Here is a 16404-nt window from a genome sequence, read left to right as displayed (position 1 = left end):
TGAGGGGTGTCTGAGTATAATGGCGCGCTTCCATTTTCCCGCTCGGGAGCCCCCGCGATGCTGCGTATCAGCCAAGAAGCTCTGACATTCGACGACATTCTCCTAGTGCCCGGTTATTCCGAGGTGCTTCCTAACGAAGTCAGTCTCAAGACCCGCCTAACCCGTGGCATCGAGCTGAATATTCCCCTGGTTTCCGCTGCCATGGACACCGTCACCGAAGCCCGTTTGGCAATCGCCATGGCTCAGGAAGGCGGCATCGGCATCATCCACAAGAACATGACCATCGAGCAGCAAGCTGCCGAAGTGCGCAAGGTCAAGCGTTACGAAGCCGGTGTGGTGAAGGATCCGATCACCATCGAAGCCGACGCTACCGTACGTGACCTGTTCGACCTGACTCGCCTGCACAACATCTCCGGCGTTCCGGTACTGCACGATGGCGACCTGGTCGGTATCGTCACCTCCCGTGACGTGCGTTTCGAGAACCGTCTTGAAGTCACCGTCCGCGAAGTGATGACGCCTAAAGAGCGTCTCGTGACTGTCAAGGAAGGCGCCGACAAGAACGACGTGCGCGAACTGCTGCACAAGCACCGTATCGAGCGCGTGCTGATCGTCGACGACAAATTCGCCCTCAAGGGCATGATGACCGTCAACGACATCGAAAAAGCCAAGGCTTACCCGCTGGCCAGCAAGGATGACCAAGGTCGTCTGCGCGTCGGCGCTGCGGTCGGTACCGGCAAAGACACCGGCGACCGCGTGGCGGCCCTGGTGGCTGCCGGTGTTGACGTGGTAGTGGTCGACACCGCCCACGGTCACTCCAAAGGCGTGATCGACCGCGTTCGCTGGGTCAAGCAGAACTTCCCTGACGTGCAGGTGATCGGCGGCAACATTGCCACCGGCGCTGCCGCCAAGGCCCTGGCCGAAGCCGGTGCCGATGCGGTCAAGGTCGGTATCGGTCCTGGCTCGATCTGCACCACGCGTATCGTCGCCGGTGTGGGCGTGCCGCAGATCAGCGCCATCGCCAACGTCGCCGCGGCCCTTGAAGGCACTGGCGTACCGTTGATCGCCGACGGTGGCATCCGTTTCTCCGGTGACCTGTCCAAGGCCATCGTTGCCGGTGCTTCCTGCGTGATGATGGGCTCGATGTTCGCCGGTACCGAAGAAGCGCCGGGCGAGATCGAACTGTTCCAGGGCCGATCCTACAAGGCTTACCGCGGCATGGGTTCGCTGGGCGCCATGTCCCAGGCGCAAGGCTCTTCCGACCGTTACTTCCAGGACTCCTCGGCAGGCGCCGAGAAGCTCGTACCGGAAGGCATCGAAGGCCGTGTGCCGTACAAGGGCACCCTGAGCGCCATCATCCATCAACTGATGGGCGGCCTGCGTTCCTCGATGGGCTACACCGGCAGCGCCGACATCGAAGAAATGCGCACCAAGCCAGAGTTCGTACGGATCACCGGCGCCGGCATGGCTGAATCCCATGTCCACGACGTGCAGATCACCAAGGAAGCGCCAAACTACCGCGTAGGTTGAGGCTTCCAGCAAAACGTTAAGTAACCGGGGCTGTTCTTTCAGCCCCGAGTTGTTTCTGATTCATTAGACGAGACTGACTTCATGGCCCTCGACATTCACGCCCACCGCATCCTGATCCTCGACTTCGGTTCCCAGTACACCCAGCTGATCGCCCGCCGCGTGCGTGAAATCGGCGTGTACTGCGAACTGCACCCGTTCGACATGGATGACGAAGCGATTCGCGAATTCGCACCGAAAGGCGTCATCCTCGCCGGTGGCCCCGAGTCCGTGCACGAAGCCAACAGCCCGCGTTGCCCGCAAGCCGTGTTCGACCTGGGTGTGCCTGTCTTTGGTATCTGCTACGGCATGCAGACCATGGCCGAGCAACTGGGCGGCAAGGTTGAAGGTTCCGAGCTGCGTGAATTCGGTTATGCCCGTGTCGACGTGGTCGGCAAGAGCCGCCTGCTGGACGGCATCGAAGACCACGTCGACGCCGACGGCCTGTTCGGCCTCGACGTGTGGATGAGCCACGGTGACAAGGTCACCAGGATGCCGGAAGACTTCCACATCCTGGCCAGCACCCCGAGCTGCCCGATCGCCGGCATGTTCAGCGACGAGCGTCGCTACTACGGCGTGCAGTTCCACCCGGAAGTGACCCACACCAAGCAAGGCGGGCGCATCCTGTCGCGCTTCATCCTCGACATCTGCGAGTGTGAAGCCCTGTGGACCCCGTCGAAAATCGCTGAAGACGCGATCGCCAATGTACGCGCCCAGGTCGGTACCGACAACGTGCTGCTCGGCCTGTCCGGCGGCGTTGACTCCTCCGTGGTCGCTGCGCTGCTGCACAAGGCCATCGGCGACCAACTGACCTGCGTGTTCGTCGACAACGGCCTGCTGCGCCTGCACGAAGGCGAGCAGGTAATGGCCATGTTCGCCGAGAACATGGGCGTCAAGGTGATCCGCGCCAACGCCGAAGAACAGTTCCTGAACAACCTGGCCGGCGAGTCCGACCCGGAGAAGAAGCGCAAGATCATCGGTCGTACCTTCATCGACGTATTCGATGCCCAGTCCAACAAACTGGACAACATCAAGTACCTCGCCCAGGGCACCATCTACCCCGACGTGATCGAGTCGGCCGGCGCCAAGAGCGGCAAGGCCCACGTGATCAAGTCCCACCACAACGTGGGTGGCCTGCCTGAGGAAATGAACCTCAAGCTGGTAGAACCGCTGCGCGAACTGTTCAAGGACGAAGTCCGCCGTCTGGGCCTGGAACTCGGCCTGCCGTACGACATGGTGTACCGCCACCCATTCCCAGGCCCGGGCCTGGGCGTGCGCATCCTCGGTGAAGTGAAGAAGGAATACGCCGACCTGCTGCGTCGTGCCGACCACATCTTCATCGAAGAACTGCGCAAGGCCGACTGGTACCACAAGGTCAGCCAGGCGTTCGTGGTGTTCCAGCCGGTTAAGTCCGTAGGCGTTGTAGGCGATGGCCGTCGTTACGCCTGGGTCGTGGCCCTGCGTGCTGTAGAGACCATCGACTTCATGACTGCCCGTTGGGCGCACCTGCCGTACGAACTGCTGGAAACCGTCAGCGGCCGTATCATCAATGAGATCGAAGGTATTTCGCGCGTTACTTATGACGTGTCGAGCAAGCCGCCGGCGACGATTGAGTGGGAATAAGCAAGGCGAGCCTGAATGGCCTGCGTTGAGTGAGTAAAAAACCTGGCCTCGGCCAGGTTTTTTATTGCCTGTCAGGCAGGAAGCCGACTTTGCAGGCTCATGCCCATATTGGTAAGGGCGCTGGACAGCTGTTCCAGCGTGGGGAACCGTATGTCATGCACGCCTGCCCAGGCCGGGCGGTCGATGTAAAAGCTGCCGTCGGCCAGCCGATTGATGGGTGTCGCAACGATGCCCCTGTCTCTGCTGTGATGCCGCAGGGTGTAGTTGCCCTGGTTTTCGTCGATCAGGTACATGCCCTTGCGAAACAGCAGTCGCTGCTGTTGCTCCAGCGTCCTGTGCACCGGCGGCGCTTCCACTTGTACGCGCAGGTCGGCATTCAAGGTGTCGAAGCTGTCACCGATGCTTTCATGACGGGGGGCGCTGTCGCGATCAATGGCGATACCGGGGTCGATACGCACCTCGTTGCCTTGCCCCGGAAAGACCTCTTCTATACGCAGCCCGATGCCTCCTTCCAGTTCACTGAGACCGGCGAACCCATTGAAGGTGTTGATGTTTCTGGCGCCGGTCAGTACCAGCCATTTACCGCCGCCGTTCAGCGCTATGTCGGCTTGGATAAGGATGTGGGCGAGGTAATTGCTCATCACCTGTTCTGAAAGATCGGCGATAGGGGTGGGGTATTTGTAATGGGCTGCGCAGTCGATAGCCTGCACGCGTATGCCATTGGCCCTGGCGGTCTTGACCAGTTCCAGTTCATTGAACTGCCCGGATGGATCAGTGCCCAGCTTGCCAAGGTAGCTTTCCAGGTCCTCCGGCATCTCGCCGGTCTGGAAGTAGTGGTTCAGATCATCCTGGGCGAAGTCGTTGAGCAGGCGCCGCATATACAGGGTTTTCACGCCCTTGCGCGCGAAGAGCGGCAAGTTGTTGATCACCAGGCGGGTGCTGCTGATACGGTCCAGGGTTTCGCCGATGACGTAGCCCGGGAGATCTTCGGGCAGGCGTTCGAGGACTTCATCGAAGGCCGTTGTCGGTTCAAAGGCGGGGATGTCCGGACGAGGTGGCAGGCGGGTCCAGGACAGTTCCTTGTAGAAGTCTTGTGCTGATTGCAGCAGTTTGCGCTGAGTTTCGCCGAAGTAGTAGGTGAAGCGGTCAATGCGGCCGAAGCGGCGGTGAACGTGGGTTTCAGTGAGGCCCATTGCCCAGCGTTTCACTTCCGGGCGGGTGGATGGCGGGGTATCGAAGGGGCTGGTCACCCTGCGCAGCGAGTGGGGTGGCGTGGTCATCGCTTGTGGCGGTGGCGGGACCTGCGAGGGGGCCGGCCCCCGGGCGCTTTTGCTGGAGTTTCCCCCGCCGCCTTTCAAGCCGTTGCTGTGGGGCACAGGTTCCCATTCGTTGAGTTCGTTCAGGCGCACCGGCAGCGCGCCGGAAAAGCCATGGGGGGTGTTCGGGTCGACAATCGCCCAATGCCCACGGCCGTTGGGGTCGGCTTCGTAGCGCACGTAATAGGCTTGATCGTTCATCAGGATGGCTTGCTGAGGCATGCCGTCGGAGGTCCGCAGGCTATAGACCTGCTGGAATTTTCCGGGGGCGGTATCCAGGTGTTCTCCTTCCAGTATCAGGTTGGCCTGGTAGGTGGCAGGTACCGCAGGCTCAGGCACCGGCGGTGCGCTGGCGGGCGCTGTGGGCGGCGTCAACTCAATGGGCTCCACTGCGAGGGTGTCGGCCGCTTCGGCGATATCGGGCATGACCCCGTCGGCTTTCAACAGTGCCAGGTTAAACAGCGTATCGATGGCACTGAATATCGCGCCCAGCTCCCCGGCGTGGCGTTCGGCCGGGGTCTTGCCGTTGATGGCCTGGTCGATGTTCAGGCCAAGATTTGCCGCACTGGCCCCCACCACCACCAACGCTACCGGCCAGCCGACCACGGCCATCGGGCCGAAGGTTTTGCCAAAGGCGTTCAGGTAGCCGATCCAGAGTTTCTTGCGCAGGTCGCCATTGCTGCGCAGGGAAAAATCCGCGTCATTGCGCATGCGCGTCTGACTCGATTGCGCCAGCCAGGTAAAGGCATCGTCCTCGATGGTCTGGTCGGCTTGATTGATCAGGCGGTGGTCCCAGGTGCCCCAGTCGACAAACAACTGGTCGAGTTGGTGGGACAGGCCCTTGTCCACCCAGTCCGGCGGCAGGGTACCCGCCAGGGCCTGGGCGGTGCGATAGATCAGCACGGGGATGAGCAGCATCTGTTTCCACGTCACGGTATCGGTGTCGTCCTGTTGCACCTGGGTCGACAGTGGAAAGTGAGCCATGAAGCGTGCGCGATTGTCCGGATGGCTGGTCTGGTTCAGCAGCCAGAAATGCAGGTCAGCTGCGGTCTCGAAACAGTGGAAGGCCTGTGACTCGCCCGGCACATAGAGGATCTGCCGGCCATCGCCGTCGACGATGCGCAGGATATCCGTGGCGATATGTCCGCCGATATCCAGCGCCGCCACACGCAGTCCGCCGGCTGAAGTGGCCTTGGCCTGCAGGTTGGACAGGGTTGGAGGCCAGCACAGATTGCTGGCCAGGGCCCGAATCACCGTCTGCAACTGCGACTTGCGGAGATGCCCGGCCTGTCGTGCTTGCAGGGCCTCGGCCAGGCAGTTGACCTTGGCCAGGGTGCGAAAATCATCAAAGTGAGCGCGCCAGAATGCATCCATGCGCGTGGTGTAGCGATCGCTGAAATTGATCGCCCAGAAGTCCTTGAGCACCGCGCTGGCGGACAGCCGCACTTCGTTATGCTGATCGAATAGCCGCGCCTCGGCACCCTCCCGATAAAAGCCACCATCACCGTCGAGCAGGTCGGCATTGTCCTGGTCATGGACCTCGAAGCGGTGAATGACCAGCTGCGTCAGCGTCATCGACGCCTGGGGTTTTTCGTTGTGGCTCCAGCCTGTGAACGTCGCCGGGTCACCGACGCCGCCGTTGAAGCGGTGCCAGTGCACGTGATCGGGATCCAGGGGCGCCAGATCGTGTTTTGCGAGAATCTCGCGGGCGGCCTCGATGGCCATCCTCTGCATGTTCGGGCACGCATCCAGCACGATGGGCGCCAGGGCCCTGAGTTGTTGCTGAGCGGCGGGGGAGGTGTCGGCAAGCGGCATGCTGCTCTCCTTAAGGGGGAAGAGCCGAGCATGCCAAGCCGTTTAGACGGGCGTTGGGTAGATAGTTAGCGCCTGGCGATATCGGAGAAGTAAAACTTATCCAACGTATGCCGCGACTCGGTGTACTCGAACTGCCGCCCGTCCTGCAAAAACGTCTGGTTGCTCACCACGATCACATGGCTCTGCCCTTCGAGGTCCAGGTGTGTCTGGTCGTCCTTGCTGCGGGGCAGGGCTTCGATGGTGCGCTGGGCGTAGCTGATCTGCAGTTGCAGGGTCTGCTCGATGAAGGCGTAGATCGACTGTTCGGCGATCGCCTGGTCCAGGCCGGGGATCAGGTCGGCGACGAAGTGGTTGATGTCGAGGATCACCCGTTTGCCGCCGATGCGCCGTACCCGTTTGATGCGCGTGATGAGGCTGCCGGGTTCGGCCTCGATGTGTTGCAACAGCGGGCCTTCAAGGGGGAGCTGGGTGAATTCGACCACTTCGGTGCGTACGTCATCGCCCAGGTCGGCGTGGGTTTCGTGGAAGCTGACGATGCCGCCGAGTTGGAACTCAATCGGGTTGGGCGAGAGCACGAAGGTGCCCTTGCCGTGGATCTTTTGCGCAAACCCTCGCTCCTGCAACTGCTCGATGGCGCGACGCACGGTGCCTCGGCTGGCCTGGTAGCTGTCCATCAATTCGGTTTCGGAAGGCAGGCGCGTGCCGCGTTGCAGGCGTTCGGTGGTGATGCTGGCAAGCAGATCGGTATAGATCTGGTTGTATTTGCTCATGGGTAGGGCTCTGTGCCGCGTTGGCGTTCAAGGCAGGAACCTTAGAGGCAGAGCGGCGGTTTGTCCATTAGACCCAAGGATTTCTGCGGCTTGCAGCGCAGTGGTGTCCTACAGGGAATAAACAAAATCAAACTCGTACAGACGAGTTGTTGCTTTAACTCGTCTGTACGAGTACTTTTGCCTTCGGCGTGCTGCCAATGACTGCCCCCCAAATAAAAAAATCAAAGTGGAAACCAAGCATGAGCCACGACTATTCCAACATTGCCCGCGAGATCCTCGAGCACCTCGGGGGCAGCGACAACCTTGAGCAAGCTGCCCACTGCGTGACCCGCCTGCGCCTGGCGCTCAAGGACCCGAGCCTGGTCAACAACAGCGCGTTGAACCAGGTCGATCTGGTCAAGGGCTCGTTCTTCACCGGCGGTTTGTTCCAGGTGGTGATCGGCCCCGGCGAAGTGGAAAAGGTCTACGCCGCCCTGCGCGAACAGACCGGCCTCGCTGCCGCCACCATCGCCGATGTGAAGAAGAAGGGCGCCGACAAGACCAACGCCATGCAGCGCCTGGTGCGGGTGTTCTCCGATGTGTTCATGCCGATCCTGCCCGCGTTGATCATCGCCGGCCTGCTGATGGGCGTGAACAACCTGATGGGCGCCAAGGGCATGTTCATCGAGGGCCAGACGCTGCTGGAGGCCTACCCGAACCTGGATGGCCTGTGGAGCCTGATCAACCTGATGGCCAACACCTCGTTCGTGTTCCTGCCGGCGTTGGTGGGCTGGTCGGCGGCCAAGCGCTTTGGCGGCAGTGAAATCCTCGGCATCGTGCTCGGCCTGATGCTGGTGCATCCCGATCTGCTCAATGCCTGGAACTACGGCAAGGCGGTTGCCGGGCTCGACGGCCAGAGCCTGCCGTACTTCGATATTTTCGGTTGGTTCAAGATCGAGAAAGTCGGCTACCAGGGGCAGATCCTGCCGATCCTGATGGCGGCGTATGTCATGAGCGTCATCGAGAAATGGTTGCGCGCTCGCGTACCCAACGCCATTCAATTGCTGGTCGTGCCGATCACCACCATCGTCGTCACCGGCGTGCTCGCGTTGGCGATCATCGGCCCGGTGACCCGTCACCTCGGCATCCTGATCACCGAAGGCGTGGTCACCCTGTTTGACCTGGCGCCGATGGTCGGCGGAGCGATTTTCGGCCTGCTGTACGCGCCGCTGGTGATCACCGGCATGCACCACATGTTCCTCGCCGTGGACCTGCAATTGATCTCCACCCAGGGCGGCACGTTTATCTGGCCGATGATCGTGATGTCCAACCTGGCCCAGGGCAGCGCCGCGCTCGCGGTGTTCTACACCACCCGCAATGCGCGGGATAAAAGCATGGCCTCGACCTCAGCGATTTCCGCGTACTTCGGCATCACTGAACCGGCGATGTTCGGGGTGAACCTGCGCTTCAAGTTTCCGTTTTACGCGGCCCTGGTGGGCTCGGCGCTGGGCAGCATTTTCCTGTCGCTGAACAAGGTGCAGGCGTCGGCCATCGGGGTGGGTGGCTTGCCTGGGTTTATTTCGATCGTGCCGAGTGCCATTCCGATGTTTGTGATTGGGATGGTGGTCGCGATGGTGGTGCCGTTTGTTCTGACCTGTGCGTTGAGCATGAAGATTGTTCGGCCGGGTTATCGCGTCGTCTGATCGACCGCTATCGGGGGCAAGCCCCCTCCCACATTTGACCGCGCTCACAATTCTACTGAAGGAACCCACCATGCAAGACTGGCAACACTCGGTGATCTACCAGATCTACCCCAAGAGCTTCCACAGCCACGCGGGTAACGCCACCGGTGACCTGCTGGGCATCGTGGACAAACTCGACTACCTCCAATGGCTGGGCGTGGATTGCCTGTGGATCACCCCGTTCCTGCGCTCGCCGCAACGGGACAACGGCTACGACATCAGCGACTACTACGCCATCGACCCCAGCTACGGGACCATGGCCGACTGCGACCTGCTGATCAGCGAAGCGGCCAAGCGTGGCATCAAGCTGATGCTCGACATTGTGGTCAACCACACCTCCATCGAACATGAGTGGTTCCAGCAGGCGCGTAGCAGCCTCGACAACCCCTACCGCGACTTCTACATCTGGCGCGACCAGCCGAACAACTGGGAATCCAAGTTCGGCGGTTCGGCCTGGGAATACGAGGCGCAAACCGGCCAGTACTTCCTGCACCTGTTCGACCACACCCAGGCCGACCTCAATTGGGACAACCCCCAGGTGCGTGCCGAGGTGTTCAAGTTGATGCGCTTCTGGCGTGACAAAGGCGTGGGCGGTTTCCGCCTGGACGTGATCAACCTGATCTCCAAGCCCGCCGATTTCCCCGAAGACAACAGCGACGGCCGCCGCTTCTACACCGACGGCCCGAACGTGCATGAATACCTGCAGGAGATGCACCGCGAAGTATTTGAAGGCCATGACCTGATCAACGTCGGCGAGATGTCGTCCACCAGCCTTGAACATTGCATTCGCTACTCGCGGCCAGAGTCGAAAGAGCTGTCGATGACCTTCAACTTTCATCACCTGAAAGTCGATTACCCGAACCTGCAGAAGTGGGTGAAGGCTGACTTCGACTTCCTGCAACTCAAGCAGATCCTCTCCGACTGGCAACTGGGCATGCAGGCCGGTGGCGGCTGGAACGCGCTGTTCTGGTGTAACCACGATCAACCCCGGGTGATCTCGCGGTTTGGTGACGACGGTGAGCATCGCGTGGTCTCGGCCAAGATGCTCGCCACCGCGCTGCACTTCCTCCAGGGCACGCCGTTCGTGTACCAGGGCGAAGAACTGGGCATGACCAATCCGGGCTTCGACAGCATCGATCAGTACCGCGATGTGGAGACCCTGAACATCTTCCGCCTCAAGCGCGATGCCGGTGAATCCGAAGCGGCGAGCATGGCGGCGATCATGCAGAAGTCCCGCGACAACGGCCGTACGCCCATGCAGTGGAACGCGCAGCCGAATGCGGGTTTCAGCACCGGCGAGCCCTGGATCGGCCTCCCGGCGAATGCCGCGCAGATCAACGTTGAACACCAGCGCGACGATCCCGACTCCGTGTTGCATCACTACCGCGCACTGATCGCTCTGCGCCGCCACGAACCGCTGATTCAAGAGGGGGTTTACCGCCAACTGCTGCAAGACCATTTGCAGGTCTGGGCGTACCTGCGCGAAGGCCACGGTGAGCGCCTGCTGGTGCTGAACAACTTCTACGGCCAACCCTGTGAGATCCAACTGCCTGGCGACGTGATCGGCGCCGCGACCGAGCAACGCCTGCTGATCAGCAACTACCCGGACTGCCCGCCACGCACGGCCACGGTGACTTTGCGCCCGTACGAATCCTTTGTGCTGCACCTGAAGGACTGAACCTGGAACGCCCGTAGCTGCTACGGGGAGCGCAGGGGGCTTCAAAAAACATAATAAAAATATCGGAGTGCTTCATGAAAACAACAATAAAGCTGGGCCTCGTTGCATCCTGCCTGAGTCTGCCATTCGGCGCGCAGGCCCTGGAATTTGCCGGTTACTTGCGCAGCGGCGCGGGGACGTCGACAGGCAGTGGCAAGCAGCAGTGTTTCCAGTTGCCGGGGGCGCAAACCAAATACCGACTGGGCAACGAATGCGAGCAGTATGCCGAGCTGGAACTGCGTCAGGACCTGCTGACCCTCGACGACGGCTCGGTGCTCAGCGTCGACGCCATGGCATCGCTGTACAACCAATACGACCGCGCTCTTAAATTCCAGGGCGAAGACAACGGCTCGGCGCGCATGCCGCAGATGTATGCGCAGTGGTCGAACCTGCCAGCCCTCAATGGCGGTTCGCTGTGGGCCGGTCGGCGTTACTACAAACGCAATGACATCCATATTTCCGACTTCTACTACTGGAACCAGAGCGCCACCGGCGGCGGAATCGAGGACGTGCTGATCGGCGACCTCAAGTACAGCTACGCCATTTCGCGCAAGGACAACCTGTACCAGAAGGAATACGCCACCCGTCACGACTTCAACGTCGCGGGCTTCAAGACCAACCCCGGCGGCGAGCTGGAGCTGGGCTTGAGCCATATCGAAAAGGCCGGTGGGCGTGACACCCACAGCGGCTGGGCACTCACCGCGCAGCATGTGCAAAAACCCTTCCTGGGCGGCAAGAACAAATTCGCTTTGCAGTACGGCGAAGGCCCCGGCACCGGCCTGGGCTACACCGGCAATACCTTCCTGGATAACAGCAGCAAAAGTTATCGCGCCGTGGAGTTCTTCGACTGGCAGGTGACCCCGCGTTTTGGAGGGCAGATCGAGGCGGTGTACCAGAAGGATATTCGCCCCGGCAGCCAGGACCAGACCTGGATGTCCATCGGCGTACGCCCCGCGTATGCGATCAGCGAACAATTCAAACTGGTCACCGAGCTTGGGCATGATCAGGTCGATGCCACCGGCGGCACGCGCAAGCTGAGCAAATTTACCTTCGCCCCGACCTGGTCGCCCAACGGCCCGGATTTCTGGGCGCGGCCGGAAGTGCGGTTGTACTACACCTATGCGACCTGGAACGAAGCGGCCAAGCGTGCAGCGAATGAACTGGCGGCGGGTTCGGCGTTGTCCGACACCGGCGCCTATGGCACCGCGCGGCATGGGTCGAACGTGGGCGTGCAGGTTGAATACTGGTGGAAATAAGTCATCCATGGGATAGGCATCCACCCAAGGATCTTTACAGAACAAAACAGCAGGTGACGTCATGACCGCAACTCAACCCCTGGAATTGCTGGCGCCCTTGTCCGGCGTGCTGCTGGCACTGGACAAGGTGCCTGACCCGGTGTTCGCCAGCCGCATGATCGGCGACGGCCTGTGCATCGATCCCACCTCGCAGACCCTGTGTGCGCCCCTGGCCGGGGTGATCAGCAATATCCAGGACAGTGGGCATGCGGTCAGCGTCACCGACGACAACGGCGTGCAGGTGCTGATGCATATCGGCCTGGACACCGTGAGCCTGGCGGGCAAGGGCTTCACCCGCCTGGTCGAGGAAGGCCAGCGGGTGGAGGCCGGGCAAGCCTTGATCGAATTCGATGCCGACTATGTGGCACTCCACGCACGCAGTTTGCTGACCTTGATGCTGGTGGTCAGCGGCGAGCCGTTCACGCCATTGGCAAGCGGCCTGGTGGAATTGGGCCAACCGGTGTTGCAGGTTGCGCCCGGCAACCGGGTAGAGGAGGCCGATGAGGAGGAGGGCGATGCACGCTTCTCAAAACCGTTGACCTTGCCCAACACCAACGGTTTGCACGCGCGCCCGGCCGCCGTATTGGCCCAGGCGGCGAAAGGATTTAACGCGAGCATTTACCTGCACAAGCAAACCCAGAGTGCCAACGCCAAGTCGCTGGTGGCGATCATGGCGCTGCAAACCGTACAGGGCGATACCTTGCAAGTGAGTGCGGCCGGTGACGACGCCGAGGCGGCGATCCAGGCGCTGGTCGCGCTGTTGCTTGAAGGCTGCGGCGAGGCCATCGCGGCACCGGCTGCACAGGTTGAAACGCCGGTGCCGGTATCGTCTGCGACGCTGCTGCGAGGCGTTTGCGCATCGCCGGGATCGGCGTTCGGCCAGGTGGTCCAGGTTGCTGAGCCCGAGCTGAAGGTGACTGAACAGGGGGCGGGAGAAACCTTCGAACGTGCTGCTTTGGCGCGTGGCCTGTTGGCTGCAACCGAAGCGCTGCAAGCCCTGCAAACCCAGGCGGCAGGCAGTGCCCAGGCGGAGATTTTCCGTGCCCATCAGGAATTGCTCGAAGACCCGACGCTGCTGGAACAAGCCGATGGCCTGCTGGCCGAAGGCAAGAGCGCCGCGTTCGCCTGGAACAGCGCCACGGTTGCCACCGCCCAGCTGTTCCAGAACCTGGGCAATGCCCTGTTGGCCGAACGTGCGGCGGACCTGGCGGATGTCGGCCAGCGTGTGCTGAAGCTGATCCTCGGTATTCAAGACCGCGCCTTGGAACTGCCCGACCGCGCGATCCTGGTCGCCGAGCAACTGACGCCTTCGCAAACCGCCAGCCTCGATCCCCAAAAGGTGCTGGGGTTTGTCACCGTCGGCGGCGGGGCGACCAGCCATGTCGCGATCCTGGCGCGGGCCTTGGGCCTGCCTGCCATATGCGGGGTCGGGCTTGAAGTGCTGGCGCTGGCCAATGGCAAACAGGTCCTGCTCGATGCCGACAAGGGCGAGCTGCACCTGGACCCCAACCTGGCCGAGATCGAACAGCTGGAAGCTGCGCGTAAGCAGCACGTGCTGCGACGTCAGCGTGATGTGGCGCAGGCGTCAGTGCCGGCGATTACCCGCGACGGCCATCACGTCGAGGTGAGCGCCAACGTCGCTTCGTTGCAGGAAGTGGAGCAATCCCTGGCCCTCGGGGGCGAAGGCGTCGGCCTGCTGCGCTCGGAGTTTTTGTACCTGGATCGCAATCGCGCCCCAAGCGTGGATGAGCAGGCCGCCACCTACAGCGCCATCGCCCGTGCCCTGGGCACCGAGCGCAATCTGGTGGTGCGCACCCTGGACGTCGGCGGCGATAAACCCCTGGCGTACGTGCCGATGGACAGTGAAACCAACCCGTTCCTGGGCCTGCGCGGTATACGCCTGTGCCTGGAGCGCCCGGAGCTGTTGCGTGAACAGTTGCGCGCGATCCTCGCCAGTGCCGGGCTGGCACGCCTGCATATCATGTTGCCGATGGTCAGCCTGCTGTCGGAGCTGCACCTGGCCCGCCAGATTATGGAGGAAGAAGCCCAGGCCCTTGGGCTCAGCGCGTTGCCCAAACTGGGCATCATGATCGAGGTGCCGTCGGCGGCCCTGATGGCCGATGTGTTTGCGCCCCATGTGGATTTCTTCTCCATCGGCACCAACGACCTGACCCAATACACCCTGGCCATGGACCGTGATCACCCGCGCCTGGCCAGCCAGGCCGACAGCTTTCACCCGGCGGTATTGCGCCTGATCGCCACCACCGTCACGGCCGCCCATGCCCATGGCAAGTGGGTGGGCGTATGCGGCGCACTGGCGTCCGAAGCCCTGGCGGTGCCGGTGTTGCTCGGGCTGGAGGTGGATGAACTGTCGGTCAGTGTGCCGCTGATCCCTACCATCAAGGCCACCGTGCGCGGGCTGGACCTGGCCGGCTGCCAGACCATTGCCCGTCAGGTACTGGGCCTGGAAGAGGCCGTCCAGGTACGCGAGGCCTTGCGCCTCTACCACGCGGCCACCGTTGAAACCTCACCTGTCGTGGAGCACTGAGCATGTTCGAGAAATTGCAGCGGGCGTTCTGGAAAGCCCTGACCCCGGATTTGATTGCCGAGACGGTGGCGGTGCCGACACAGGGGCTGTTGTCGGCCGAGGTGCTGAGTGCGCTGGGCGGTGCGAATAACCTCAGGTCGCAGCAGCGTGTGGCGCTGACGCGGGTGCGGGTGCAATTGCAGGATGCGGGGCGGTTGGATGAGGCGGCGTTGAAAGCGGCGGGTGTGGCGGGCGTGATGGTGTTGGCGGGAGGAGTGGTCCACCTGATCACCGGCCTCTGATCCATGTAGCGATCAAAAGGTGGTGTCTGAAATGTTGCGGTCAGAGTTGCGGAGTGTCTTCCGGCGGCTTGGTTTTATCCACACCCGGCACATGCAGATTACCTTCCACCACCTGGTTACCCTCCAGCTGCGGCTGGGTCACCCAGGTCAGGATGTCGTAGTAGCGCCGGATGTTCGCCACGAAGTGCACCGGCTCGCCGCCCCGGGCGTAGCCGTAGCGGGTCTTGCTGTACCACTGCTTCTGCGACAGGCGCGGCAGCATCTTCTTCACGTCCAGCCACTTGTTCGGGTTCAGGCCTTCCTTCTTCGCCAGGATTCGCGCGTCGTCCAGATGGCCGGTGCCGACGTTATAAGCGGCGAGGGCGAACCAGGTGCGGTCGGGCTCGGCGATCTTGTCGTCCAGCTCGTCCTTGATCTTGGCCAGGTACTTGGCGCCGCCCATGATGCTTTGCCTGGCATCCAGGCGATTGGACACGCCCATGGCCTGGGCGGTGTTCTGGGTCAGCATCATCAGGCCGCGCACGCCGGTCTTTGAGGTGACCGCCGGTTGCCACAGCGATTCCTGATAGCCGATAGCCGCAAGCAGGCGCCAATCGACTTTTTCTTCCTTGGCGTAGGCGCGAAAGTGCTTCTCGTATTTGGGCAACCGCTGCTGCAAATGCTGGGCGAAGGTGTAGGCGCCGACATAGCCGAGTACATCGACGTGCCCGTAATAGCGGTCTTTAAGGCGTTGCAGGGTGCCGTTCTTTTCCACCTTGTCCAGGTAGCTGTTGATTTCGTTGAGCAGGCTGTTGTCGTCGCCGGCGGCCACGGCCCAGCTCTGGTTGCTGGCATTGCCGAGGTCGAACGCCACCCGTACGTTGGGGAAGTACACCTGGTTCATCGCCACTTCGTTGGAGTCCACCAGGGTCAGGTCGATTTGCCCCTCGTCCACCATGCGCAGCAGGTCGACCACCTCGACGGCATCGGATTCTTCGTATTCGATGGCCGGGTTCTGCTTCTTAAGCGCGGCCAGTTGTTCGGCGTGGGTGCTGCCCTTGAGCACCATGATCTTCTTGCCCACCAGGTCCGCCGCGTTCGTCGGGCGTGACTGGCCGTTGCGGTAGATGATCTGCGGGGTGACTTCCAGGTAAGGGTGGGAGAACCGCACCTGTTGCTGGCGTTGCTCACTGCTGACCAGGCCGGCCGCGGCGAGCACCGGGCCGTTGGGTTTGCCCAACTGGCCGAACAGGTCGTCGAGGTTGTCGGCGGTCTCGATTTCCAGCTTCACGCCCAGGTCATCGGCAAAACGCTTGACCAGTTCGTATTCGAAACCGGTTTCACCGTTGCGGTCCTGGAAGTAAGTCGCCGGGCTGTTTCGGGTAATCACCCGCAATACGCCATCCTCCTTGATTCGCTCGAGCGTGCTGGGTTTATCAACACAGGCGCTGAGCATCAGGAAGAGTCCGGTGACGATGAGCCATCTGGCGCATCGCGGGCGCAAAGCAGTTGGGGAGAACATCTGCGCAGTATACGCAAACGGCCCACGGCGCCATATCTCGACAGCGGCGGACTTGTCTGCTAGCGCCGCCAAAACTGTGCTGCAGCCCGCAGAAACGTGGCTTGGCGCCCGATTGTGACGGTTAAAATAACTGCGCGGAATGCCTTGGATAACGCCCCGATAGCGTGCAAACCGTGTTAACTGACGTTCGGCAGCCGCCAGCGGTGCCGTTTCGGGTGCCGTTGGCGATGGTTTACGCTAGAATGCACGGCCTC

General features: G+C 61.7%; 10 protein-coding genes. 7 read left to right on the top strand and 3 right to left on the bottom strand.

Features of this window, described 5'->3' with window-relative positions; translation table 11 throughout:
• The first annotated feature begins 57 nt into the window (after window positions 1–57).
• Both guaB and guaA read left to right on the top strand, forming a co-directional pair.
• On the top strand, window positions 58–1527 hold the full coding sequence (guaB, locus tag J1N02_RS07910; RefSeq protein ID WP_003209646.1) for an IMP dehydrogenase: 1470 nt from the start codon (window positions 58–60) through the stop codon (window positions 1525–1527).
• Window positions 1528–1608: 81 nt separating this feature from the next.
• Window positions 1609–3186: a glutamine-hydrolyzing GMP synthase gene (gene guaA, locus J1N02_RS07905; protein WP_053135539.1), complete on the top strand. Its 1578-nt coding sequence runs from the start codon at window positions 1609–1611 to the stop codon at window positions 3184–3186.
• Between the two features lie 71 nt (window positions 3187–3257).
• Here guaA and J1N02_RS07900 read toward each other — a convergent pair whose 3' ends face one another.
• Together J1N02_RS07900 and treR are read right to left on the bottom strand one after the other, a co-directional pair.
• The gene (locus J1N02_RS07900) at window positions 3258–6317 is read right to left on the bottom strand and encodes a membrane-targeted effector domain-containing toxin (RefSeq protein WP_421147261.1); all 3060 of its coding nucleotides are present in this window, start codon (window positions 6315–6317) and stop codon (window positions 3258–3260) included.
• A 65-nt stretch (window positions 6318–6382) separates the two neighbouring features.
• Window positions 6383–7087 (bottom strand): trehalose operon repressor, encoded by a 705-nt coding sequence (gene treR, locus J1N02_RS07895; protein WP_027605432.1) that lies wholly within the window; start codon window positions 7085–7087, stop codon window positions 6383–6385.
• A 239-nt stretch (window positions 7088–7326) separates the two neighbouring features.
• Between treR and treP the strand changes: the two genes are divergently transcribed.
• The 5 genes from treP to J1N02_RS07870 all read left to right on the top strand — a co-directional run bounded on the left by treP (window position 7327) and on the right by J1N02_RS07870 (window position 14649).
• A complete protein-coding gene (gene treP, locus J1N02_RS07890; RefSeq protein WP_027605433.1) occupies window positions 7327–8769 on the top strand; it encodes a PTS system trehalose-specific EIIBC component in 1443 nt (480 codons plus the stop codon).
• A 70-nt stretch (window positions 8770–8839) separates the two neighbouring features.
• Window positions 8840–10486, top strand: a complete 1647-nt coding sequence (gene treC, locus J1N02_RS07885) for an alpha,alpha-phosphotrehalase (RefSeq protein ID WP_421147260.1) — start codon at window positions 8840–8842, stop codon at window positions 10484–10486.
• 74 nt (window positions 10487–10560) lie between these two features.
• Window positions 10561–11781 carry a maltoporin gene (locus J1N02_RS07880; protein WP_027605435.1) on the top strand — a complete coding sequence of 407 codons (1221 nt, stop codon included), beginning with the start codon at window positions 10561–10563 and terminating at the stop codon, window positions 11779–11781.
• Window positions 11782–11842: 61 nt separating this feature from the next.
• Entirely contained in the window at window positions 11843–14368 is a 2526-nt protein-coding gene (gene ptsP / locus J1N02_RS07875; protein ID WP_421147259.1) for a phosphoenolpyruvate--protein phosphotransferase, read from the top strand.
• 2 nt (window positions 14369–14370) lie between these two features.
• Complete coding sequence (locus J1N02_RS07870) at window positions 14371–14649, top strand: PTS transporter subunit EIIB (RefSeq protein ID WP_027605437.1); 279 nt, start codon at window positions 14371–14373, stop codon at window positions 14647–14649.
• Window positions 14650–14689: 40 nt separating this feature from the next.
• Here J1N02_RS07870 and mltF read toward each other — a convergent pair whose 3' ends face one another.
• The gene (mltF, locus tag J1N02_RS07865; RefSeq protein WP_027605438.1) at window positions 14690–16150 is read right to left on the bottom strand and encodes a membrane-bound lytic murein transglycosylase MltF; all 1461 of its coding nucleotides are present in this window, start codon (window positions 16148–16150) and stop codon (window positions 14690–14692) included.
• Window positions 16151–16404 lie beyond the last annotated feature (254 nt).

The organism is Pseudomonas sp. NFX5 (genome assembly GCF_049132125.1).
Classification (GTDB): domain Bacteria; phylum Pseudomonadota; class Gammaproteobacteria; order Pseudomonadales; family Pseudomonadaceae; genus Aquipseudomonas; species Aquipseudomonas marginalis.
Note: the sequence above shows the minus strand (reverse complement) of the source record. Positions and strands in the feature narration are given on the sequence as shown.